The 21110-nt window shown below is 60.9% G+C and carries 23 protein-coding genes; 12 read left to right on the top strand and 11 right to left on the bottom strand.

The window, feature by feature from the left end:
• The first annotated feature begins 1 nt into the window (after position 1).
• Together amyA and ACJ8QF_RS02250 are read left to right on the top strand one after the other, a co-directional pair.
• Positions 2-1492, top strand: a complete 1491-nt coding sequence (gene amyA, locus ACJ8QF_RS02255) for an alpha-amylase (protein ID WP_442537224.1) — start codon at positions 2-4, stop codon at positions 1490-1492.
• Positions 1493-1612: 120 nt separating this feature from the next.
• Complete coding sequence (locus tag ACJ8QF_RS02250; RefSeq protein WP_015377080.1) at positions 1613-2461, top strand: PA4780 family RIO1-like protein kinase; 849 nt, start codon at positions 1613-1615, stop codon at positions 2459-2461.
• An 8-nt stretch (positions 2462-2469) separates the two neighbouring features.
• On the opposite strand, the gene ACJ8QF_RS02245 is transcribed toward ACJ8QF_RS02250, so the two are convergent.
• Positions 2470-2688: a DUF7661 family protein gene (locus ACJ8QF_RS02245; RefSeq protein WP_015377079.1), complete on the bottom strand. Its 219-nt coding sequence runs from the start codon at positions 2686-2688 to the stop codon at positions 2470-2472.
• Between the two features lie 69 nt (positions 2689-2757).
• On the opposite strand from ACJ8QF_RS02245, the gene ACJ8QF_RS02240 reads away from it, so the two are divergent.
• Positions 2758-3585, top strand: a complete 828-nt coding sequence (locus tag ACJ8QF_RS02240) for an AraC family transcriptional regulator (RefSeq protein WP_154870556.1) — start codon at positions 2758-2760, stop codon at positions 3583-3585.
• On the opposite strand, the gene ACJ8QF_RS02235 is transcribed toward ACJ8QF_RS02240, so the two are convergent.
• The 3 genes from ACJ8QF_RS02235 to lsrG form a co-directional block, all read right to left on the bottom strand.
• Positions 3561-4151 carry a LysE family translocator gene (locus ACJ8QF_RS02235; RefSeq protein ID WP_131164532.1) on the bottom strand — a complete coding sequence of 197 codons (591 nt, stop codon included), beginning with the start codon at positions 4149-4151 and terminating at the stop codon, positions 3561-3563. The genes ACJ8QF_RS02240 and ACJ8QF_RS02235 overlap by 25 nt on opposite strands.
• Before the next feature lie 83 nt (positions 4152-4234).
• Positions 4235-5140, bottom strand: coding sequence for an EamA family transporter (locus tag ACJ8QF_RS02230; protein WP_021503964.1), 906 nt, complete (start codon positions 5138-5140; stop codon positions 4235-4237).
• Between the two features lie 87 nt (positions 5141-5227).
• Positions 5228-5521, bottom strand: coding sequence for a (4S)-4-hydroxy-5-phosphonooxypentane-2,3-dione isomerase (lsrG, locus tag ACJ8QF_RS02225; RefSeq protein WP_275095576.1), 294 nt, complete (start codon positions 5519-5521; stop codon positions 5228-5230).
• 193 nt (positions 5522-5714) lie between these two features.
• Between lsrG and lsrK the strand changes: the two genes are divergently transcribed.
• The 7 genes from lsrK (at position 5715) to ACJ8QF_RS02190 (ending at position 11757) form a co-directional block, all read left to right on the top strand.
• Positions 5715-7280 carry an autoinducer-2 kinase gene (lsrK, locus tag ACJ8QF_RS02220; protein ID WP_275095575.1) on the top strand — a complete coding sequence of 522 codons (1566 nt, stop codon included), beginning with the start codon at positions 5715-5717 and terminating at the stop codon, positions 7278-7280.
• Positions 7281-7500: 220 nt separating this feature from the next.
• Positions 7501-8685: an MFS transporter gene (locus ACJ8QF_RS02215; protein WP_442537223.1), complete on the top strand. Its 1185-nt coding sequence runs from the start codon at positions 7501-7503 to the stop codon at positions 8683-8685.
• Positions 8686-8745: 60 nt separating this feature from the next.
• Positions 8746-9639: a LysR family transcriptional regulator gene (locus tag ACJ8QF_RS02210; protein WP_004939572.1), complete on the top strand. Its 894-nt coding sequence runs from the start codon at positions 8746-8748 to the stop codon at positions 9637-9639.
• Positions 9640-9693: 54 nt separating this feature from the next.
• Positions 9694-10155 carry a GNAT family N-acetyltransferase gene (locus tag ACJ8QF_RS02205; protein ID WP_197752944.1) on the top strand — a complete coding sequence of 154 codons (462 nt, stop codon included), beginning with the start codon at positions 9694-9696 and terminating at the stop codon, positions 10153-10155.
• Positions 10156-10209: 54 nt separating this feature from the next.
• Positions 10210-10551: an HNH nuclease YajD gene (yajD, locus tag ACJ8QF_RS02200; RefSeq protein ID WP_004939576.1), complete on the top strand. Its 342-nt coding sequence runs from the start codon at positions 10210-10212 to the stop codon at positions 10549-10551.
• A 271-nt stretch (positions 10552-10822) separates the two neighbouring features.
• Positions 10823-11458 (top strand): AAA family ATPase, encoded by a 636-nt coding sequence (locus ACJ8QF_RS02195; RefSeq protein WP_015377071.1) that lies wholly within the window; start codon positions 10823-10825, stop codon positions 11456-11458.
• On the top strand, positions 11455-11757 hold the full coding sequence (locus tag ACJ8QF_RS02190; RefSeq protein WP_004939584.1) for a hypothetical protein: 303 nt from the start codon (positions 11455-11457) through the stop codon (positions 11755-11757). Before ACJ8QF_RS02195 ends, ACJ8QF_RS02190 begins: the two co-directional genes overlap by 4 nt.
• 38 nt (positions 11758-11795) lie before the next feature.
• Here the strand turns inward: ACJ8QF_RS02190 and ACJ8QF_RS02185 are convergent, their stop codons facing one another.
• The 5 genes from ACJ8QF_RS02185 to ACJ8QF_RS02165 form a co-directional block, all read right to left on the bottom strand.
• The gene (locus ACJ8QF_RS02185; protein WP_265260845.1) at positions 11796-14039 is read right to left on the bottom strand and encodes a molybdopterin cofactor-binding domain-containing protein; all 2244 of its coding nucleotides are present in this window, start codon (positions 14037-14039) and stop codon (positions 11796-11798) included.
• 2 nt (positions 14040-14041) lie between these two features.
• Positions 14042-14494 (bottom strand): (2Fe-2S)-binding protein, encoded by a 453-nt coding sequence (locus ACJ8QF_RS02180; protein WP_033633817.1) that lies wholly within the window; start codon positions 14492-14494, stop codon positions 14042-14044.
• Positions 14495-14510: 16 nt separating this feature from the next.
• Positions 14511-15842 carry a c-type cytochrome gene (locus ACJ8QF_RS02175; protein WP_265260846.1) on the bottom strand — a complete coding sequence of 444 codons (1332 nt, stop codon included), beginning with the start codon at positions 15840-15842 and terminating at the stop codon, positions 14511-14513.
• Positions 15839-16363, bottom strand: a complete 525-nt coding sequence (locus ACJ8QF_RS02170) for a MarR family winged helix-turn-helix transcriptional regulator (RefSeq protein WP_131164536.1) — start codon at positions 16361-16363, stop codon at positions 15839-15841. Before ACJ8QF_RS02170 ends, ACJ8QF_RS02175 begins: the two co-directional genes overlap by 4 nt.
• Positions 16364-16531: 168 nt before the next feature.
• Positions 16532-17287, bottom strand: a complete 756-nt coding sequence (locus ACJ8QF_RS02165; protein ID WP_165491272.1) for a CDP-diacylglycerol diphosphatase — start codon at positions 17285-17287, stop codon at positions 16532-16534.
• Between the two features lie 237 nt (positions 17288-17524).
• Here ACJ8QF_RS02165 and ACJ8QF_RS02160 point away from each other — a divergent pair, with 237 nt between their 5' ends.
• The gene (locus ACJ8QF_RS02160) at positions 17525-18325 is read left to right on the top strand and encodes an alpha/beta fold hydrolase (protein WP_154870905.1); all 801 of its coding nucleotides are present in this window, start codon (positions 17525-17527) and stop codon (positions 18323-18325) included.
• 73 nt (positions 18326-18398) lie between these two features.
• Here the strand turns inward: ACJ8QF_RS02160 and ACJ8QF_RS02155 are convergent, their stop codons facing one another.
• Positions 18399-18791 (bottom strand): hypothetical protein, encoded by a 393-nt coding sequence (locus tag ACJ8QF_RS02155; protein WP_004939596.1) that lies wholly within the window; start codon positions 18789-18791, stop codon positions 18399-18401.
• A 354-nt stretch (positions 18792-19145) separates the two neighbouring features.
• Between ACJ8QF_RS02155 and ACJ8QF_RS02150 the strand changes: the two genes are divergently transcribed.
• Positions 19146-20174: an acetylserotonin O-methyltransferase gene (locus tag ACJ8QF_RS02150; RefSeq protein ID WP_265260847.1), complete on the top strand. Its 1029-nt coding sequence runs from the start codon at positions 19146-19148 to the stop codon at positions 20172-20174.
• Here the strand turns inward: ACJ8QF_RS02150 and ACJ8QF_RS02145 are convergent.
• A complete protein-coding gene (locus tag ACJ8QF_RS02145; RefSeq protein WP_265260848.1) occupies positions 20171-21094 on the bottom strand; it encodes a DUF7916 family protein in 924 nt (307 codons plus the stop codon). The genes ACJ8QF_RS02150 and ACJ8QF_RS02145 overlap by 4 nt on opposite strands.
• Between the last annotated feature and the right edge of the window lie 16 nt (positions 21095-21110).

Raw genomic sequence — 21110 nt, 5'->3', positions numbered from 1 at the left:
CATGACGAAAAAAACCACCCTGCTGCAATTCTTCCACTGGTACTACCCCGACGGCGGCAAACTGTGGCAGGAGGCCGCCGAGCGCGCCCCGCACCTGGCCGAACTGGGCATCACCGAGCTGTGGCTGCCGCCCGCCTGCAAGGGCGCTTCCGGCGGCTACTCCGTCGGCTACGATACTTACGATCTGTTCGATCTGGGCGAGTTTGACCAGAAAGGCAGCGTGGCGACCAAATACGGCGACAAGGCGGCGCTGGAACATGCCGCCAATACGCTGCGCGAACACGGCGTGGGCGTGCTTTACGATGTGGTGTTCAACCACAAGCTCGGCGCGGACGAGAAAGAACGGGTGCACGTGTTCAAGGTGGACGCCAACAACCGCAACGACATTGACGATCAGGGCTTCGACGCGCTGGCCTACACCCGCTTCACCTTCCCCGGCCGCCAGGGCGTGCATTCCGAATTTATCTGGGATTACAAATGCTTCAGCGGCGTCGACTATGTAGAGCAGCCGGACGACAAAGGGGTGTTCAAAATCGCCAACGATTATGGCGACGACGGCTGGAACGATCAGGTCGACGACGAGAAAGGCAACTACGACTATCTGATGGGCGCCGACGTGGAGTTCCGCAATACCGCCGTGACGGAGGAGCTCAAATACTGGGCACGCTGGCTGTTGGAAACCTTGCCGTGCGACGGCTTCCGCCTCGACGCTGCCAAACACATTCCCGCCTGGTTCTTCAAAGAGTGGGCGGATCACGTGCGCGGCAGCGCGCAACGCGACCTGTTTATCGTTGCCGAATACTGGTCGCACGATCTCGGCGCGCTGCAACAATACATCGAGTTGGTGGACGGCAAGGTGATGCTGTTCGACGTGGCGCTGCACCTGAAGTTTCATCAGGCGTCGAAACAGGGCGACGGCTTCGACATGACGCAGATCTTCACCGATACCCTGACCGCCGCCGATCCGGCCCACGCGGTGACGCTGGTCGCCAACCACGATACCCAGCCGCTGCAATCGCTGGAAGCGCCGGTGGAACCCTGGTTCAAACCGCTGGCCTACGCGCTGATCCTGCTGCGCGAACAGGGCGTGCCCTGCGTGTTTTACCCCGACCTGTATGGCGCCAGCTACCGCGACAAGGGGCGCGACGGCGGCGAATACCAGATCGACATGCCGGCGATCCCGGAGCTGGAGAAGCTGATCGCCGCGCGCCAGCGCTTCGCCAACGGCCCGCAAACCGACTACTTCGACGACAGCCACTGCGTGGCCTTCAGCCGCGCCGGCACTGCCGAGGCTCCCGGCTGCGTGGTGGTGCTGACCAACGGCGGCGAGAGCGGCAAGACGGTTACGCTCGGCGCCGATCTCGCGCACACCGCCTGGCGCGATTTCCTCGGCAACCGCCCGGAGGAAATCACCGCCGACGACCAGGGCAGCGCCCATTTCCCGGTTAACGCCGGCAGCGTCAGCGTCTGGGTGCCGGCCGCCAGCCTCTGATCGCCCGCCGCCGCGTAATGATGACGCGGCGGCAAAACTAATGTTTGCCTTTCGGGTCTAACTTACGCTATCAACTGCGCAAGCCATTCACACCGGAGCCTAAATAGGGTACAAGGCTGCATGAAAATTCCAAAACGACTCCAGCCGCTGGTGGATGACGGGTTAATCGACGACGTCATCCGCCGGTTGAAAAGCGGCAAAGAAGCCGACGTGTTTATCGTGCGCTGCGGCGATGAGATCCGCTGCGCCAAAGTGTACAAAGAGGCCGAGAAGCGCAACTTCAAGCAGGCCGTCCACTATCAGGAAGGGCGCAAGGTGCGCAACAGCCGCGACGCGCGCGCCATGAGCAAAGGCTCCAAATTCGGCCGCCAGCAGCAGGAAGAAGCCTGGCAAAACACCGAAGTGGACGCGCTGTATCTGCTGGCCAAGGCCGGGGTGCGGGTGCCGCAGCCGGATATCTGCCTGGACGGCGTGCTGCTGATGGAGCTGATCACCGACGAAGAAGGCCTGGTGGCGCCGCGCCTGAGCGATGTCATCCTGACGCCGGAACAGGCGCGCGCCGATCACGCCCTGATGATGAACTACGCGGTGCGCATGCTGTGCGCCGGGCTGGTGCACGGCGACCTGTCGGAATTCAACGTGCTGATGGATAAAGACGGACCGGTGATCATCGATCTGCCGCAGGTGGTGGACGCCGCCGCCAACAACCACGCCAAAAGCATGTTCGAGCGCGATATCGGCAATCTAGCCGAATATTACGGCCAGTTCGCGCCGGAACTGCGCGACAGCCAATACGCCAAAGAGATTTGGGCGCTGTATCAGGAAGGCAACCTGACGCCGGACAGCGCCCTCAGCGGCCGGTTCAACGAAATCCAGAAGCGCGCCGACGTCGGCTCGGTGCTGGAAGAAATCCAGGCCGCCAGCGAGGAACACCAGCGCCGCCTCATGGCGCGCAATACGGAGGAGTAACGGCCGCGCTATTCGACGCGAAACACCTCCGGCCGCTGCGGCGTCGCGGCCTCGTGATAAATATCCCCCAGATAGCCGGCGATCTCCTCTTCGCGCAGATCCGCCGGCAGCACGATATCGTAGCTGGGAGCATATTTGCGCTCCGGCAGCGTCACGCGGAACAGCCGCCATTCGTCCCCGATGCGCTTCACGCCCAGCAGACGGCCAAACACGTTAAAAATCATCATCCGCCATTCCCCCACTCGTCGCTTTCAGGCTATAACACTGTGATGCCGCCGCAGTGAAAAGGAAAGCGTATGAGTGAAAAAACGCCGCAGTTCTGGCGCGATCCGCAGTTGCCGTTCGTCGAAGCCCGCGCTATCGCGGATGGCCGCCAGGTATGTTACAGCCTGCACAGCCACGAATTCTTTTCCATCGGCGCCATCACCGGCGGCGTCAGTACCTATGTCAACGGCGAGCGGCGCATGCAGGTCAGCGCCGGCGATCTGGTTGTCATCAACCCGCAGCAGGCGCACGCCTGCAACCCCATCGCCGATCGCCGTTGGTCGTACGTCATGTTCTATCTCGATCTCGCCTGGCTCGGCGCGCTGCAGCAGGAGCTGCTCGGCGGCGAGGGCGACCGTTTTGTTCCGTTCAGCCAGCCGCTCAGCCGCGATCCGGCGCTGTTCCACGGGCTGAACCGGCTTTATGCGCTGCTGACGGATCCGCTGTGCAGCGCGCTGGAAAAACAGATCGCCATGGTGGAGTATTTCAGCGCCCTGCAGCTCGGGCTGGGCGATGTCCGCCAGCCGGAGACGCCGCCGCATACCCGACTGGAAGCGGCGGCGGCATTCATCGACGCGCACTGCACCCAGGCACTGACGCTGGAAGACATTTGCCGCGCCGCCGCGCTGTCCCCTTCTTACCTGATCCGCGCCTTCCGCCAGCGTTACGGCATGACGCCGCACGCCTATCTGGTCAACCGCCGCGTACAGCACGGCCATCGGCTATTGAAAAGCGGCCTGCCGATCGCCGCGGCCGCCAGCGAAAGCGGCTTTGCCGATCAGGCGCACTTTCAGCGCACCTTCAAACAGCTGTTGGCCGCCACGCCCGGCCAGTATCAAAAACCCTCCGCCAACAGATAGCAAGCGCTGGCCGCCAGCAACGCCGCCATCGCGCGATTAAAGCGCTGTACGTTGCGCGCCTGCCTGAGCAGGCCGCGCAGCATCGCGCCGACATAGGCCCAGCAGGCTACCGAGGCATAGCAAATCACGAAGTAGAGCCCGGCGAACTGCCATAGCAGCAGCATGTCGCCATCGCCGACAAAGGCGCCGAGGCTGGCCACCGACGCCAGCCATGCCTTGGGATTCAGCCATTGCATCAGCGCGCCGTACCAGCAGGAAGGCGCCTGCGCCGCGCCGTTGCCCAGCCTGCCGTCGTCAAACGCCAGCCGATAGGCCATAAACAGCAGAAAGGCCACGCCGGCCCACTGGATCAAGCAGGTCAGCCCCGGCCACAGGATCAGCAGTTGGTGCATGCCCAATCCCAGCAGCACCAGCAACAGGGTAAACCCCAGCGTGGCGCCGAACACATGGCGCTGGGTTGCGCCAAAGCCGAATTGCGCCCCGGCGCTCAATGCGACGATGTTGACCGGGCCGGGAGTGATGGAGGCCGCCAGCGCAAACGCGGCCATGGAAAGGTAGATATTCATGATGGACACCTGAGAAAATATTCACAGGCACCAGAGTGCCGGGCCGCGCCGACCCGGTATTGAACAGAATTACCCTATTCGGTTTAGCGCACCGCGACGGCCCGGCGGCGCGGCAGCCCGAAGGTGTTGACCGCCATGCCTGCCAGCACCAGCAATGCGCCGCCGAACTGCGCCGGCGACAACGCTTCGTCCAGCAGCAGCCAGGCGGCGAACAGCCCGACCAGCGGCACCAGCAGCGTCAGCGGCGCAACGCGCCAGGTTTCATAGCGCCCCAGCAGGCTGCCCCACACCGAATAACCGAACAGCGTGGCGGCGAACGCCAGATAGGCCACCGCCAGCCAGGTGCCAACCTGCACATGGCTCAGGCTGCTCAGCACTACCTCAGGGCCGTCGAACAGCCAGCTGCAGGCCAGGAACGGCACGACCGGGATCGGCGCGCTCCACACCACCAGCGATAAGATATTACGCTGCGGGAAACCGGCCAGGATCTTCTTGTTGGTCAGGTTGCCCAGCGCCCAGGAAAACGCCGCCGCCAGCGTCAACAGCAGGCCCGCCAGGGGGACCGCGCCGCTGCCCGGCTTATGCAGGCTGGCCTGCGCCAGCACCAGCATGCCGCCGCTGGCGATAGCGATGCCGACGAAATGGTTGATCCGCAGCTTTTCTCCCATCAGCACAACGCCCAACAGCAGGGTGAAGAACACCTGCGCCTGCAGCACCAGCGAGGCCAGCCCCGCCGGCATGCCCACCTTGATGGCGACGAACAAAAACGCGAACTGCGCGAAGCTCATGGTCATGCCGTACAGCAGCAGCCATTTCCACGGAATAGTCGGGCGCGGGATAAAGAAGATCGCCGGCAACGCCACCAGTAAAAAACGCATCCCGGCCAGCAGAAACGGCGGCATACCCTGTAAACCGAACTTGATCACGACGAAATTCACGCCCCAGATCACCACCACCAACAGCGCCAACAGCCGATCGCGCAATGTCATCCTCGCCCCGCTTATCCCATTGAAAATTCGCTTTGCCTTGCAGGTTACAACCAAACCAGGCGCATGGACACCGGCAAACGCCGGCGATTATTCAGGCATCAGGCCGATAAAGGTGGTCTTCTTGCGCGGGCCGGTCATCAGCGCTTCCAGCTTCTCCACGCACTGCAGGTAGTGCGGGGTCTGCTTGTGCTCCGCCACCGCCTGCTCGTCGCGATAGGCTTCGTAGATGTAAAACCGCGTCGGGATCTGTTCATCCTGCAGCACATCGAAGCGCAGGTTGCCCGGCTCTTCGATAGCGCCCAGGTGATTGGCGCGGAAAACATCGATAAATTCGTCGATTTTGTCTTGTTTAACGTTGATCTCAACCAATGTGACGTGCATGGCAACTCCTTGTTTAAACGGCGCGCCGTAACATGGCGCTTTCCAACCATAGGTTTATTCCCGTCGATTGCCCTGCCGCAACGGCAATTTTGCCGCCTGGCTCACAAATCGCGTCGGCGACGCCCACTCCTCCCCCGGCGGGGTAAGGCGGCGGCATCTATAGTTAACATTCCTCCCCCTGAGAGCATAGGCTATGGATAACTACTTGATGGCGCTGGACGCAGGAACGGGCAGCATTCGCGCGGTGATCTTCGATCTGGCGGGTAACCAGATCGCGCACGGCCAGGCGGAGTGGCAACACCTCGCGGTGCCGGGCGTGCCCGGCTCGATGGAGTTTGACCTCAGCCGCAATTGGCAGCTGGCCTGCCAGTGCATCCGCCAGGCGATGCAACGTGCAGGATTGAGCGCTCAGGCGATCCGCGCGGTGGCCTGCTGCTCGATGCGTGAAGGCATCGTGCTGTACGACCGCAACGGCGTGCCGATCTGGGCCTGCGCCAACGTCGACGCACGCGCCAGCCACGAAGTCAGCGAGCTGAAAGAGCTGCACAACCACGGCTTCGAACGCGAGGTGTACCAGCACTCCGGCCAGACGCTGGCGCTGAGCGCCATGCCGCGCCTGCTGTGGCTGGCGCACCATCGGCCGGACATCTACCGCCAGGCCGCGACGCTGACCATGATCAGCGACTGGCTGGCCAACATGCTGAGCGGCGAACTGGCGGTCGATCCTTCCAACGCCGGCACCACCGGCATGCTGGATCTGACCAGCCGCGACTGGCGGCCGGCGTTGCTCGACATGGCCGGGCTGCGCGCCGATATTCTGTCGCCGGTGAAAGAGACCGGCAGCGTGCTGGGGCGCGTCACCGAACAGGCGGCGCAGGAGAGCGGGCTGCTGCGCGGCACCCCGGTGGTGATGGGCGGCGGCGACGTGCAGCTCGGCAGCCTGGGGCTCGGCATCGTGCGCGCCGGGCAGACGGCGGTGCTCGGCGGCACCTTCTGGCAGCAAATCGTCAACCTGCCGGAGCCGGCCATCGATCCGGAGATGAACATCCGCATCAACCCCCACGTCATTCCCGGCATGGCGCAGGCGGAATCCATCAGCTTCTTTACCGGCCTGACCATGCGCTGGTTCCGCGACGCCTTCTGCGCGGAAGAAAAACTGCTGGCGGAGCGGCTGGGGGTCGACGCCTACAGCCTGCTGGAAGAGATGGCGGCCAGAGTGCCGCCGGGCGCCTACGGCGTGATGCCGATTTTCTCCGACGCCATGCATTTCAAAACCTGGTATCACGCAGCGCCGTCGTTCATCAACATGTCGATCGACCCGGAGCGCTGCAACAAACAGACGCTGTTTCGCGCGCTGGAGGAGAATGCCGCCATCGTCTCCGCCTGCAATCTGGAACAAATCGCCGCCTTCTCCGGCGTGCAGGCCCGTTCGCTGGTGTTCGCCGGCGGCGGGGCCAAGGGCAAGCTGTGGAGTCAGATCCTCAGCGATGTCACCGGGCTGACGGTGCGGGTGCCGGTGGTGAAAGAGGCCACCGCGCTGGGCTGCGCGATCGCCGCCGGCGTCGGCGCCGGGCTGTACGCATCGCTGGCCGAAACCGGCGAGCGCCTGGTGCGCTGGGAGCGCGAGCATCAGCCGGACATGACCCACCACGCGCTGTATCAGGAACAGAAAGAAACCTGGCGGCGGGTCTACGCCGATCAGTTGACGCTGGTGGACAACGGCCTGACCACCTCCATGTGGAAAGCGCCGGGGCTGTAAGCGCCGCGCGGCATTCGGTCATAACCTTATGCCGTTTTATTCCTTTCCCCTCGGCGCGGCGCAAGCCGCGCTTTAATTCACTGCCGCGATTGTTCCCCCTCAGAAACAGTGTAACCACCGCAGATGGATTTATCCGCGACTTGCACCTGCCGTAGATTGTGACTTCGGTCACACCGCGCCCCGCGCGCGGCCTGCGCATTCACCTGAGACGAGCGGCATTATGCTGAATAATAAAGATAACCCTGCATCATCCCCGTGGCCGGCGATCTTCTCGCTGACGGTCGCCTGTTTTGTCATGGTCACCACCGAGTTTCTGCCGATCGGCCTGCTGACCAACATCGCCCCTTCGCTCGGTGTCAGCACCGGCACCGCCGGGTTGATGGTCACCATGCCCGGCATCGTGGCGGCGGTGGCCGCACCGGTATTGAGCCTGGCTTCCGGCCGGCTGGACAGACGCCTGCTGATGCTGGGGCTGTCGCTGCTGCTGATGGTGTCCAACCTGGTGGCGGCGCTGGCCGTCAACTTCCCGATGATGCTGCTGGGCCGCGTACTGCTGGGCATCTGCGTCGGCGGTTTCTGGTCGTTCGCCGCCAACTACGGCCGCCATCTGGTGCCGGAAGCCAGCCAGGGCCGCGCCACCGCGCTGATCCTCAGCGGCATCTCGGTCGGCGCGGTGTGCGGCGTGCCGGCCGGGGCGCTGATCGGCGATCTGTTTGGCTGGCGCGCCGCCTTCTTCGGCGGTGCGGCGCTGGCGGTCGGCGTACTGTTGGCGCAGCTGCGTTTGCTGACCTCGGTGCCACCGTCCCGGCCGGTCACACCGCGCGATCTGGTACTGCCGCTGCGCCTGCCGATGGCGCGCATCGGCCTGATCGCCATCGTGCTGTTGTTCATCGGCCACTTCGCCGCTTACACCTATCTGCGGCCCCTGCTGCAGCAGGTGTTCGTGCTCAGCCCGTCGGCGATCTCGCTGCAGCTGTTGGCCTATGGCGCCATCGGCCTGCTGGGCACTTTCCTCGGCGAGCGTCTGGGGGAATACAGCCTGCGCGCCACCTTTATTCTGATCGCCGTCATGCTGGCGGGCATTTTGATCGTTTCGCCGCTGCTCAGCGGCCTCGCCGGCGCCACGCTGATGGTGCTGGTGTGGGGGCTGGCCTTTGGCGCCGTCCCTGTGTGCGCCACCAACTGGATGTTCGCCGCGGTGCCGCAGGCGCCGGAAGCCAGCCAGGCGCTGTTAGTGTGCGTCATCCAGATCGCGCTGGCCTCCGGCGCGCTGCTGGGCGGCGAGGTGGTGGACTGGCAGGGCGTCAGCAGCGCCATGCTGTTCGGCGGCGCGCTGATCCTCTCCGCCACGCTGGTGTTCGGTCTCAGCTTGCGCTCCGGCGCGATTGGCGCTAAACAGTGTTAATCATTATCTATCTGCAGAAACATGCCCCGGTCACCGCCGGGGCATGGCGTTGAGAACCCTATGGACCATCATTTGCTCGCTATCCGGGTATTTAACCGCGTGGTGGAAACCGGCGGCTTTACCCGCGCCGCCGATTCGCTGGGCATGCCGAAAGCGACGGTCACCAAGCTGATCCAAAATCTGGAGGATCACCTGCAGACCAAGCTGTTTCAGCGCACCACTCGCAGCGTGTCGGTCACCCGCGAAGGCGAATGCTATTACCAAAATACGGTGAAATGGCTGGCGGATTTGGAGCAGATGGAGGGCTGCCTGACCGAGTCGCAAAGTTCTCCGCAGGGCGTGCTGCGCATCGACACCGGCAGCGGCACCGCTCGCCAACTGCTGTTGCCGGCGCTGCCCGGCTTTTTGGAACGCTACCCGCAAATCCAAATCGATCTCAGCATCGGCGATCGCGTTATCGATCTGATCAGCGACAGCGCCGACTGCGTGATCCGCAGCGGCCCATTGGCCGACTCCAGCCTGATCGCCCGGCGTCTTTTCGATCTGGACTGGGTCAGCTGCGCCACCCCGGCCTATCTGGCGCGCCACGGCACCCCGCGCCACCCGTGCGATCTGGAACAGGGCTTTCCGATGGTGCACTACCGCCATCCGGTCAACGACCGCATCCATCCGCAACGCTATGTCGAGCGCGGCAAAGAGATCGCCATCCAGCAGCGCTACCCGGTCAGCATCAATGAAGGCAACGCGCTGCTGGCGGCGAGCCTGGCCGGATTAGGCATCATCCAGATTTATCGGTTTATGGCGCAGCCGCACCTCGAGCGCGGCGAGCTGATCAGCCTGCTGCACGACTGGCAGCCACCGCCGGAGCAGATGTACGTGGTCTACCCGTCCAATCGCCACCTCAGCGGCAAGCTGCGGGCGTTCATCGACTGGGCGGTGGAGACGTTTCATTAACCGATCGCCCCGGCTATAGTGGCTTCTCTTACGGACAATAAAAACGGGCAAACCATGCATATCGAACCGCTGCTTGCACATCGTCAGCGCATTGACGAACTGGCCGAATTACTGCATCAGGAATGGGGCGCCTTTGCGCAGTGGAGCAGCCGCGATACCATCAGCCGGCGGCTGGCTGAACGCTGTGCGCCCGAGAGCCAAGGCGTCGTGTTGCTGGCGCTGTCGCCGCAGCAACAGATCGTCGGCACCGCCAGTTTGACGCGGTATGAATTGACGGATAAACCGGAGCGCCAATACTGGCTGAGCGAAGTCTTTACCCACCCGCAGCACCGCGGCCAAGGCATTGCCCGCAACCTGATCGCGCGCTGCATCGAGCACGGCCGAACCCAGGGCATCAGCGAACTGTATCTGTATACGCCTGACCAGCAGACGCTGTATCAGAAACTCGGCTGGCGCCCTCTGGAGCAACGCCAGGTCGCCGGTGAAACCGTCACGGTGATGAGCCGCACGTTGTAGCCGCACGCACTGTGGTATTATTGGCCGCATATTGATTCCCGACGGACGACCACCATGGCCTATATCCCCAAAAACTATGCGAAGCTGGAAACCGGCTACCGCGAAAAAGCGCTGAAACTGTTCCCCTGGGTGTGTGGGCGCTGCTCACGCGAATTCGTTTATTCCAACCTGCGCGAGCTGACGGTGCACCATATCGATCACGATCACAGCAACAACCCGGAAGACGGCAGCAACTGGGAAATGCTGTGCCTGTATTGCCACGACCACGAACACTCGAAATACACCGAGGCCGATCAATACGGTTCGACGGTGGTGGCCGGTGAAGATGCGCAAAAAGATATCGGCGTCGCCACCCACAACCCGTTCGCCAACCTGAAGGCGATGATGAAGAAATAATGTCGACAACAGCTTAATTAGTCACTAACTTATTAAGCTGTTAAATTAACAACCCCCTCCTCCGCATCGCCACTTCCCAGAGAATTCCTACTTACCCATCCGGGCCATCCAGCGCAAAATAAGCTGCACAGTTAACGACATACTGGCTTGGCAAGCCGCCGCAGTTGGTGCATATTGTTCGCGAGTTGTTCTTGTTAACCTGTTTGATTATCAACCTAATAAGCACATTAACTTAATAAGTTACCTGCTTAATAACTTGAGAGATGGCAGCATGATTGTTCTGATTGGCTCGCAAAAAGGCGGTGTCGGCAAGTCGACGAAAGCGGTGAATATCGCCGGGTATCTGATTCTTAAGCAAGGCAAGACGGCGATCATCGTCGATGCCGACGACCAGAAATCGATCATGACCTGGTACAACGACCGTCAGAACGTCGAGGGGCTGCCGCACATTCCGGTGGTGGCCGCGTCGGGCAAAATCAAGGAAACGCTGCTGGAGCTCGATCGCCATTACGACTACGTGATCGTCGACACCGCCGGCCGCGACAGCGCCGAACTGCGCTCCGGCCTGTTGGCCGCCGATCTGTTCCTCTCGCCGCTGCGCCCTTCGCAGATGGATCTCGACACCATCGGCTACCTGTCGGAGATGTTCTCCACCGCGCAGGAATACAACGAGAAGGTCAAAGGTTACATTGTGCTGAACATGTGCCCGACCAATATCTTCATTAATGAAGCCAACGAAGCGGCGCAGGTGCTGAGCGAATACCCGGAGTTCACCCTGGTGAGCCACCGCCTGTGCGATCGCAAAATTTACCGCGACGCCTGGGGCGAAGCCATCACCGTGCATGAGGCGAACAACGAAAAGGCGCAGGCCGAGATCGAATGCCTGGTGAAAGAGGTGATCCTGTGAAGAAGCGCACCCCCACCCACCGCATGTCGGAAGACGAATTCATCAACAGCGCCACCTCACACACGTTGCCGGTTGCGGCGCCCGCGCCGGAAGCCAAGCCGGCCGGCCGCAAGCGCACCTATAAGGCGATTTCCGTCAGCCTGACGGACAACCACATCGAAGCCATCGATGAGGTGATCGTGCAGGCGGCGCGCAACGGCATCGTGCGCATCACCCGCTCCGACATCATCAAGCTCGCCATCGACGGGCTGGCGGAGAAAAGCGAAACGCAGCTGCTGGCATTGCTGAAAAAACTCTGACCGCACGGCAGCCGCCGGCTGACCACGCCGGCGGGCCGTTAAACGGATGAAAACTGGCGCGGGAACGGCATAGTACGATAGGTTTTGCCTGTGGCCTTATGCAGCGCGCTGGCCATCGCCGGAGCGACCACCGCAGTCGACACTTCCCCGCATCCCTGCGGCGCACGCGCGCTGTCGAGCACCACCACTTCCACCTTGGGCATTTCGGCGATCGTGAGCAGCGGATAACGATCGAAATTCCCTTCCACCACGCCGCCCCGTTCAAAATGCAGTTCGCTGTGCAGGCAGGTGGTCAGCGCAAAGCCGATGCCGCCCTCTACGTTGGCGCGCACCAGATTCGGGTTTATCACCTTGCCGCAGTCAATCGCGCATATCGCGCGGAGCACCCGCAGTCGCCCCTCCTGAATGGCGATTTCAACCACCAAACCGACGTAAGTGGTGAAAGCGTTATTGCGGCCAACCCAAATATTGCACGACATCCCGCGATAAACGCCCGGCGGCGGTTCATGCTGCCAACCAGACGCCGCCGCGGTGGCGTCCAGTACGCGCAACGCTTCCGGGGTGTCCTGCAACAGATGCCGCCGATACTGGTACTCGTCCAGGTTGGCCTTATGGCTGAGTTCGCTGATAAAGCTTTCCAAAAAGAACAGGCTGGCGACGCTGCCGACGCCGCGCAGATAGCTCAGGGAAATCGGCTGTTCGACGATGCCGGCCTCCACTTTCAGATGAGGGATGCGATACGGCGTGCTGTAAACGCACTCCACCATACTTTCATCCCATCCCCCGGCCTCGTGTACCGTTTCGCGCCGCATCTGCCAGAAGAGCGACTGCCCGGCATAGCGCGCCCACAGTGCCTGCGGGTAGCCGTTTTCATCCAACAGCGCCCGATAATGGCTGATGCAGGCCGGACGATAGTATTCATGCCGCATGTCGATCTCGCGCGGATAGATCACTTTGACCGGTTTCCCCACCGCCCGGGAGGCGGCGGTAGCATGCATCACGGCATCCGGCAGATATTTGCGCCCAAAGCTGCCCCCCAGGTAGGTCGTATTCACGACCACATCCGTCGGCTTCAGCCCGAACATTTTCGCCAGAACGTTGCGCACCATGTCCTGCCCCTGGAAAGGGCCCCAGGTTTCGATACGGCCCTCTTCATAATGGCTGGTGGCGTTGCAAGGCTCCAGGGTGGCATGCGCCACATAAGGCGCGCTGTAACGCGCCTCATGCAGGCGCGAATCCTGCTCAGCGTTATGAATCAACGCCGACGCCTCGCCGCGATCGACCGCCGGCACCAAGGTATCGCCGTCCAGCATCGCCAGATTCTCCGCCGTAATCGCGCTGCCGGTCAGCGCTTGCCCTGCGCCCGGCAGCCAGTCGACCTCCAGCAAATCCACCGCCTTTTTGGCCTGCCAGTAGCTCGCAGCCACCACGATCACCGTATTGAGTGACATATCGTGATCCAATCCGACCATGTTGTTCATCGACCACTGCCGAGTCAGCACCAGATCCACCACGCCCGGCATGGCCCGAATCTGCCGTTCATTACGCACGGCGACCAGCTTTCCGCTGAGGTCGGGCACCATCCAGGGTACGCCGATCAGCATCTCCGGCAGATCGATATCGATACCGTAAATCGCACTGCCGTCCACTTTCTCCGGCGTATCGACCCGCAACAGCGGCTTGCCGATGAGACTCTCTTGCTCTTGCGCTTCGCTCTTTAAAGCAGGCTGCGGATCCAACGGCAGCTCGGCGGCATAGCGCACCAGATCGCCATAGGCGATCTTGCGCTGCCCGCCCTCCTCAAGCACCCAGCCTTTCTCCGTGCGGCACTGCTGCGGTGAAAGCGCGAAATGTTTTGCGCCGGCGCGCAGAAAGAAATCTCTCGCCTGTGCGCCGGCCAGCCGGGTGCGCTGATAAAATTTGGTCATTGAGGTTGAAGCGGCGACAAACTGCGCGAAAGCCTCGCCCCCGGCAACCTGACGGTAAGCATCACGCCCGGTGACGAATTTCACCGTCACCTGCGCCCAATCGGCATCCATCTCCGCCGCCACCACTTCGGCCAGGCCGGTGTAAATCCCCTGCCCGACCTCACATTGCGACACGCCGATGACGATGCGGCCACCGCTATCGATCCAGATCCAATCGTTTAATTCGTACTGACCGTCCGGTGGCGCCGCGTCCTGCGAAACCACGGCCGCCAGGCTGCGCGTCGATATCGGCAGCAGCATGGCGGCCACCGCCAAAGCGCAGCCTTTAATCAAGGTTCTGCGGGTGATCGCCATGCTTAGGGTTCTCCCTTGTCGGCGGCGCGATGCACCGCCGCGCGGATTCGATGGTAGGTGGCGCAGCGACACAGATTGGTCAGACCCGTATCTATCTGCCGATCGTCCGGCCTCGGATGTTCCGCCAGCAGTGCGCTGACCGCCATGATCATGCCCGATTGGCAGTAGCCGCACTGCGGCACATCCTCCGCAATCCAGGCCTGCTGCACCGGATGACTGCGATCGGTGGACAACCCTTCGATGGTGGTCACCTGCCGATCGCGCACCAATTGCAGCGGATAGCAACATGAACGCACTGCCTTACCGTCGACATGTACCGTACAGGCACCACAGGCGCCGATACCGCAGCCGAACTTGGTGCCGGTCAACTTAAAATGTTCTCGGATCACCCATAGCAGCGGCGTATCCGGCTCGCCGTTAAATTCGACCGCCTGGCCGTTCAGATTGAACTTCATGCCATCCTCTCTTAGATCAATGCTTCATCCGACGTTTCACCCACGCCCCGATGACGATCAATGCCAGCAATACACCGCACCAGAACACATAAGGCAATGACGCGATCAACAGCGGTTTTTCACCGCCCGCCCGCTGCCGAGCCACTTGCTCCGGCGTTATCCTGACTGCCGGATTGCCGAATTGCTGCAATACATAGTTGCCCAACTCGGCCAGTTGTCGGTCATCCAGGCTATCGGCGAATCCCGGCATCCAGGTTTGCAGCGTCTCTCCCTGCCGCTGCACGCCATGCAGCATCACCATGATCAGGTTATTGACCCGCTCGCTGCCTACGGTGGAATTGTGAGTCAAAGCAGGGAAATGGCCGTCATAGGCGCCTTCGCCGCCCAGGCGATGGCAGCTGGCGCAGGCAGCGGCATACAGCGCCTGCCCGGCTGCACGGCCTTCACCGCCCCCTTGGTATTGATAGGCTGCTTTCGTTCCTTGCACGGTGACGATCGGCGGAGTCTGTTTAAGCCAGTCGGCGATGGCGTTGAGATCGTCGTCACTCAGGAAACGCAGGCTATGCTCCACCGCCTCCGCCATGCCGCCGGCCGCCTGGGCTTTGTCATTGCGCCCGGTACGCAGATACTGCACCAACTCTTTCCGGCTCCAGCCGCCGATGCCGCTGACGGGATCCGAGGTGATATTCGGCGCGATCCAACCGCCGGCCTCCCCTCCCGCCAGATAACGATCGTCGCGTTCGGCCATCATCCCGTTACGCGGGCTGTGACACGCCGAGCAATGCCCCAAAACATCTACCAGATAGCGACCCCGCGCTTTTTTCTCATCTTCATCGATGGGCGCTTTTTCCAGAAACAGCCAGTTCCAGCCGTGAATCGCATAACGCCAGGAAAAAGGGAACGCCAGTTGGGTCTCAGGCACCGCACGATCGACCGGTGCGACCCCGGTCATAAAATAACGATACAGCGCGTGCAGATCGTCATCGCTCAACCCCTGATAAGCGGTATAGGGCATGGCGGGATACAAGGGTTGACCGTCCCGCCGGATACCCTGCGTCAACGCGCGGCGAAACTCTTGCTCACTGTAGTCGCCAATGCCGGTCCCCTTGGCGGGCGTGATATTGCTGGCGATGATGTCGCCCATCGGCGAAGCGATGGCATAACCGCCGACGTAGGGGGCGTCCTGTTGGCTGCTGCCGCGGTGACAAGCCGCGCAATCTGCGGCGGTAGCCAGATATTTTCCCCGTGCGATGACCTGTTGGTCATTCTGGCTGGCGAAGACCGGGCAGGAGAAGATCCCCAACGCGATAACGCACAGCTGTTGTGCTCTCCGCCAGCGGCCGTTCACGCTTCACCTTCCGGCTTCATCGCTCCCGCGCGCTCCTCCGCCAGAAGAGCAAACTCGTCCGGCAACAGATTTTCCTGTTCGAGCATCGCTATCGCGTTATGTTTGATGCCAAACAATACGCGGTAAAAAGCCTCCAGATCGTTGGCCGAAATGCCGTTGAGCAGTTTTTCCCTCGCTTGCTGGCTGGAATGATCCAACTGCGCCAGCATCTCGTGCCCGGCCTCGGTCATTCTCACCCCTTTGGCGCGCTTATCTTCGGACAGAGCATCGCGAGCGATCAGCCGGTTTTTTTCCAGAAACAACAGCGCGCGCGACATTGTCGAGACTTCGGCGTTCAAATGCTGCGAAACGTCTTTCAACGTGCAGCCATCCCCCAGATCGGCAATCGCACTCAGCGCCAGCCAATGCGGGCGCGTCAGATTGGTCATTTTCACCGACTGGTCCATCGCCGTGCGCCATAGACGGTTGGTGACATCCAGATGGATGCCCAGTGCAGCAGGAAGTTTGCGTGGTTGAGACATATCAGATGGCTCTCGATTACTTATTTGCTTGTGCAAACAAATAATAGATCGGACGTTATGACGGGATCAAGCAGATGAGAGAGAATAAAATAAAAATGAGTTAATACATTTGGTTAGTTCGTATCGCACGGCATACGCTCCCCAACGACGGGGAGCGATAAGAAAAACTCAGTTCCCCGCGATCTCGCACCGGTAGTCCTGAATTTCGCCGGCCGAGCCCAGGTTCAGGTCGGTCAGCTTCAAACGGTTCGCCAACAGCAGCATCTCGCCCTGCGGGCTGACCGCCAGCGCCAGGCCGTAATTGCCGATGCTGTCGCCCTGCTCGACCACATAGTTCTGCAGTAAACGGAAAGGATCTTCCTGGGTTAAATCGGTGCCCGCCAATTTTCTGGCCAGATATTGGTGGCCGACCAATTTTACCGCCAGCGGCCGCCACTGTTGATCTAATTGTTCCGCCTGCTGCCCCAGCGCGTTATAGACATCCTGGCGCAAGCAGGCAACGTGAATATGCAGCTGATTCTGAGAGCGACCATATTTCGAATTGACCGCCAGAGAAACCCATGTGTCTTTTAACGGTTTACCCAGCTCGCTGGATATATGTTCGCGGTTATTCCAGGCCTGGGCGAAATAAGGTGGCGTTCGCTCCGCTTGCAATATCGGACTCTCGATGCCGCTGACCTTTTCGGTCGGCATCACCAGATCGTGATAGGGGCCTTTGCTGTCCTTAAACAGCACATAACCCTGGGTTAAATCAACCTTTAAACAGGGCGCCGGATCGTTGTTCTGCTGCTGATTGGGCACGCACTGTTGGCTGACGATTTGCCACAGCGCATTCGGATTACCGCGCCCGAAGAACCACCACAGCACCGCCGCCAGCAGCAAAATGACAAGCAAAATAATTAATAGTCTGAAAAGTCTTTTCATCGCGACGCCCTGTTTATCTATTCCATACCGAAAGGAGCGACAGCATAAACCAAGGCTCCGCTCACCACCAAAATATTAGCCTTAACGTCACCTTTTATTGACGTCTTGTTAGCAATGCAAATTAAAAAACCCACGCCCACCTGAGTAATTTAAAGTAAATTAATACCGTGGGTTGAATATGAGTGTGATATAAGCAGCCGAACTCTCTTTATATAAGGAACCGACAAGATGCCAACGATGGGCAAATCCCTGCATTATCTCGACGTGGGCTCAGGCTTTCCGTTGCTGCTGGGCCACAGCTATCTGTTCGATCTGAACATGTGGGCACCGCAGTTCGAGGCGCTGGCGAAACGCTACCGCCTGATCGTGCCTGATCTCTGGGGACACGGCGACTCCCCGGCGCTGCCGCCTGGGCGAAGCAGCCTGTCGGATATCGCCGCCGATCATTTGGCGCTGATGGATCATTTGGATATTGCAGAGTTCGGCATCGTCGGCCTGTCCGTCGGCGGCATGTGGGGCGCGGAACTGGCGGCGCTGGCGCCGGAGCGGGTGAAAGTGTTGGCGCTGCTGGACAGCTACCTGGGCGACGAAACGCCGGAGGCTCGGCAGCGCTATATGGGCATGCTGGCCGCCGTGGAACAGGCCGGCGCCATCACGTCACCGCTGCTGGAGTACATCGCCGCGCAGTTTTATTCCGACGAAGTACCCGATGCGTTGTCGCAGCCATTGCTGGCCCATCTGCAGAGCCTGCCCGCCGAGCGCCTGCGCGACAGCATCGTGCCGCTGGGCCGGATGATCTTCGGCCGCCCCGACAAGCTGGCGCTGCTGGAAAACATCACCGCCACCAGCATCGTCATCACCGGCGCGCAGGATAAGCCGCGCCCGCCGGCAGAAGGCCAGCGCATGGCGGACCTTCTCGGCTGCCGACACGTGCTGATCCCCAACGCCGGGCATATCAGCAACAAGGAAAATCCGGCGGCGGTCAACGAAACGCTGCTGGCGTTTCTGGCTGAAAACACCACCCCGCTGTTTTGGTGAGATTCTCCGGGCCGCCTGGCCCGGAGATTCCCTTCAGACGAAGCCTTAGGGAGGGGGAGGCTACATCCGGCGTTTATTGACCGATAGACGTCAGACCCTGGCGGATCCCTTCGTCAGCCTGCTGGCACCATGTCTGCAGACCCTGTGGCGCTTCTTTTTCCAACGCAACCACTTTGCCGTCGTCGTTCAGCACATTGCCTTCACGGCCCATCGCTTCACGCTTGTCACCGTCGCGGGTGTCGACACCGCCGGGAATGGCGGCCACATAGGCCACCATTTTCTTGGCGTTGTCGATACTGTCCGCTTTCAGAAAACCTTTATCGACGCAGTAAGACATCAGCCCGCTGGTATTACGCGTAATGTCATAGACGTTTTTCAATGCAGCAGGGTCCATCCCTTCGGCATTAGCGGTATTGAACAGGCCCAGAGTCGCGGCAATCATGCCGGTCAGAATGCTCTTTTTCATTGTTATCTCGTTTTAATAATGAATTATTTAGCTTTGAATTATTCACAAAAAATAATGTGAATGTCGGTACGGTATAACGGCGGCTCAGATTAACACAACCCTAACGCGTTAATAACTGTGATTAAGTTAACCTCCAGTAAAATAAAAATGCATGATGGGGTTATTACTCCGCCCGACGTCAGTTTTTACGTTCGACATTAACCGCACCCAATTCAATTTTAAAATAGTCTCACCAGGGAATTATTTACAACGTAAGCGTTGGCCTGCGGTCAATCGCGCCCCCGCCCTTTGCTAAAACCGCAGGCGTAACATAGCCTGTTAAGACGCGCCATGCCTTAGTGGGAGGGGATTCACATGAACCATTCCGTCCGGCCGCCGCAATGCGACGACAAAACCATTCTCGATATCACGATGAATTTATATCTCTATCCGGCGGCGCTTATTGCGCACCGCCTGGGCATCTTTGAATTTATTGCATTGCGCCCCCGCAACCTGACCGATATATGCGCTCAGGCCAATGTGGAAAGACGCCCGGCAGAGACGCTGGTCATGGCGCTAGTGGCATTGAAATTGATAGACAGAGACGGCGAAACATTCTCTCTGACGCCGGAAGCGGAAACCTTTTTGTTAAAAAACAACCCGCATTATTTCGGCTATTTTTGGGATTTGATGATTGAAAACAGCGAGATTTTCACGCTGAAAAACCTGGAAAGCGCCATCAGAAAGAATGCCTCGCAGGTGTACGGCGAGCAGGAGCTGTTTGAAACCCATACGCTCGACGCCGACAGAATGCGGCTGTTTACCCACGCCATGCACAGCCTGAGCATGGGCTCGGCCAGCGTTTGGCCTACGCTGTTGCCCCTCGGTGCCTGCCGCACGGCGCTGGATATCGGCGGCGCCTCCGGCGCCCATGCCATCAGTCTGGCAACCCACTGGCCGGCGCTCACGTGCACCGTGTTCGATCTGCCGGAGGTGTGCCCGCTCGCCGCCGACTACGCGCACGATCACGGCCTCAGTCAGCGCATCGGCACCCACAGCGGCGATATGTGGCGCGATCCCTACCCGGCGGCGGATCTGCACCTGTACTCCAATATTTTCCACGACTGGCCGATGAACAAGAACCGCTTCCTGGCGCAAAAGAGCTATGCGGCCCTCCCGCCCGGGGGCAGGATCGTGATCCACGAAGTGCTGTACAACGATGACGGCGACGGCCCGCCTGCCGCCGCGGGGTACAGCCTGATGATGATGGGATGGACGCAGGGCCGCCAATACTCCGGCAAGGAAATCGGCGACCTGCTGCGCGACGTCGGCTTCGGGCCCGCTCAGGTGCTGCCGTCGCTCGGCTATTTCAGCATCGTCACGGCGCAAAAACCCCAGGCTTAGCGGTTCACCGAGCGCGCCATGCGGCTGTAGGTGTGGCGCACGCCGCGGATCGCCACGCTGTAGGCGAAGATGTTTTCCGGCAGCGCCAGCCCCAGATAGCCGGTATCGCCGATATGGTGCAGATCGGCGCCGGCCATTTTGCTCATCAGCGCAATCTGCCGCACGGTCTGCATATCGGCCCCCTCTTGCGAGGTGCCGATCGCCGTCATCGCCAGCGCCCCTTGCCGCTGGGCAAAGGCGATCAGCGCCGCCACTTTCTCCTGCGACATGCCGGGAATGGTGCCCGGCGCCGGCAACAGCACGATGTCCGCGCCGTTCTCCACAAACAGCGCGATGTCCTGCTCGCCGATCAGTTGGCTGCCGCTTTCGCGCACGATGCCGGCGCCGTGCATTTTGCCGGTCACCAGCACCATCTCATCGCCCACTTCCTCGCGGATCGCTTTCAGCGCGGCGGCGATCGCCTGATTGCTGACGCCGTTGTTCGGGTTGCCGGTCAGCACCAGCATGCGCGCGCCGAGCTGATACAGCTTGCGCGCATTCTCGGCGGTGGCGGCGCGGCCCGCCGTCATCTGCCAGAAATCGTTATGTTCGATGGCGAAGGCCGGATCGACGGCCTCCAGATTCACCCCGATCACTCGCCCGGTCAGCCGCTGCAGCGTGCGTAGCGCCTCCTGCGGCGGCACGTCGGCGGGCAGGCCCGCGATATGCGGACGATCGACGTCGAACAGATTCAACAGCAGCAGATCGGCGCCCTGGCTGGCCGCCAGCTCGGCGTTGGTGACGTTATTGAGCAGCGGCTGAGTGACCGCAATGGTTTCGCTGACCAGAATGCGCCCTTCACTGGCGCGGATGGCATAGAGCAGATCGGCTTTGCCGATATCGGCCAGATCGCTGGCGCTGCAGTCCAGATACCGTTTCATGAGGCAAGCTCCGGTG

The organism is Serratia sp. CY81684, assembly GCF_052166595.1.
Taxonomy (GTDB): Bacteria; Pseudomonadota; Gammaproteobacteria; order Enterobacterales; family Enterobacteriaceae; genus Serratia; species Serratia nematodiphila.
Note: the sequence above shows the minus strand (reverse complement) of the source record. Positions and strands in the feature narration are given on the sequence as shown.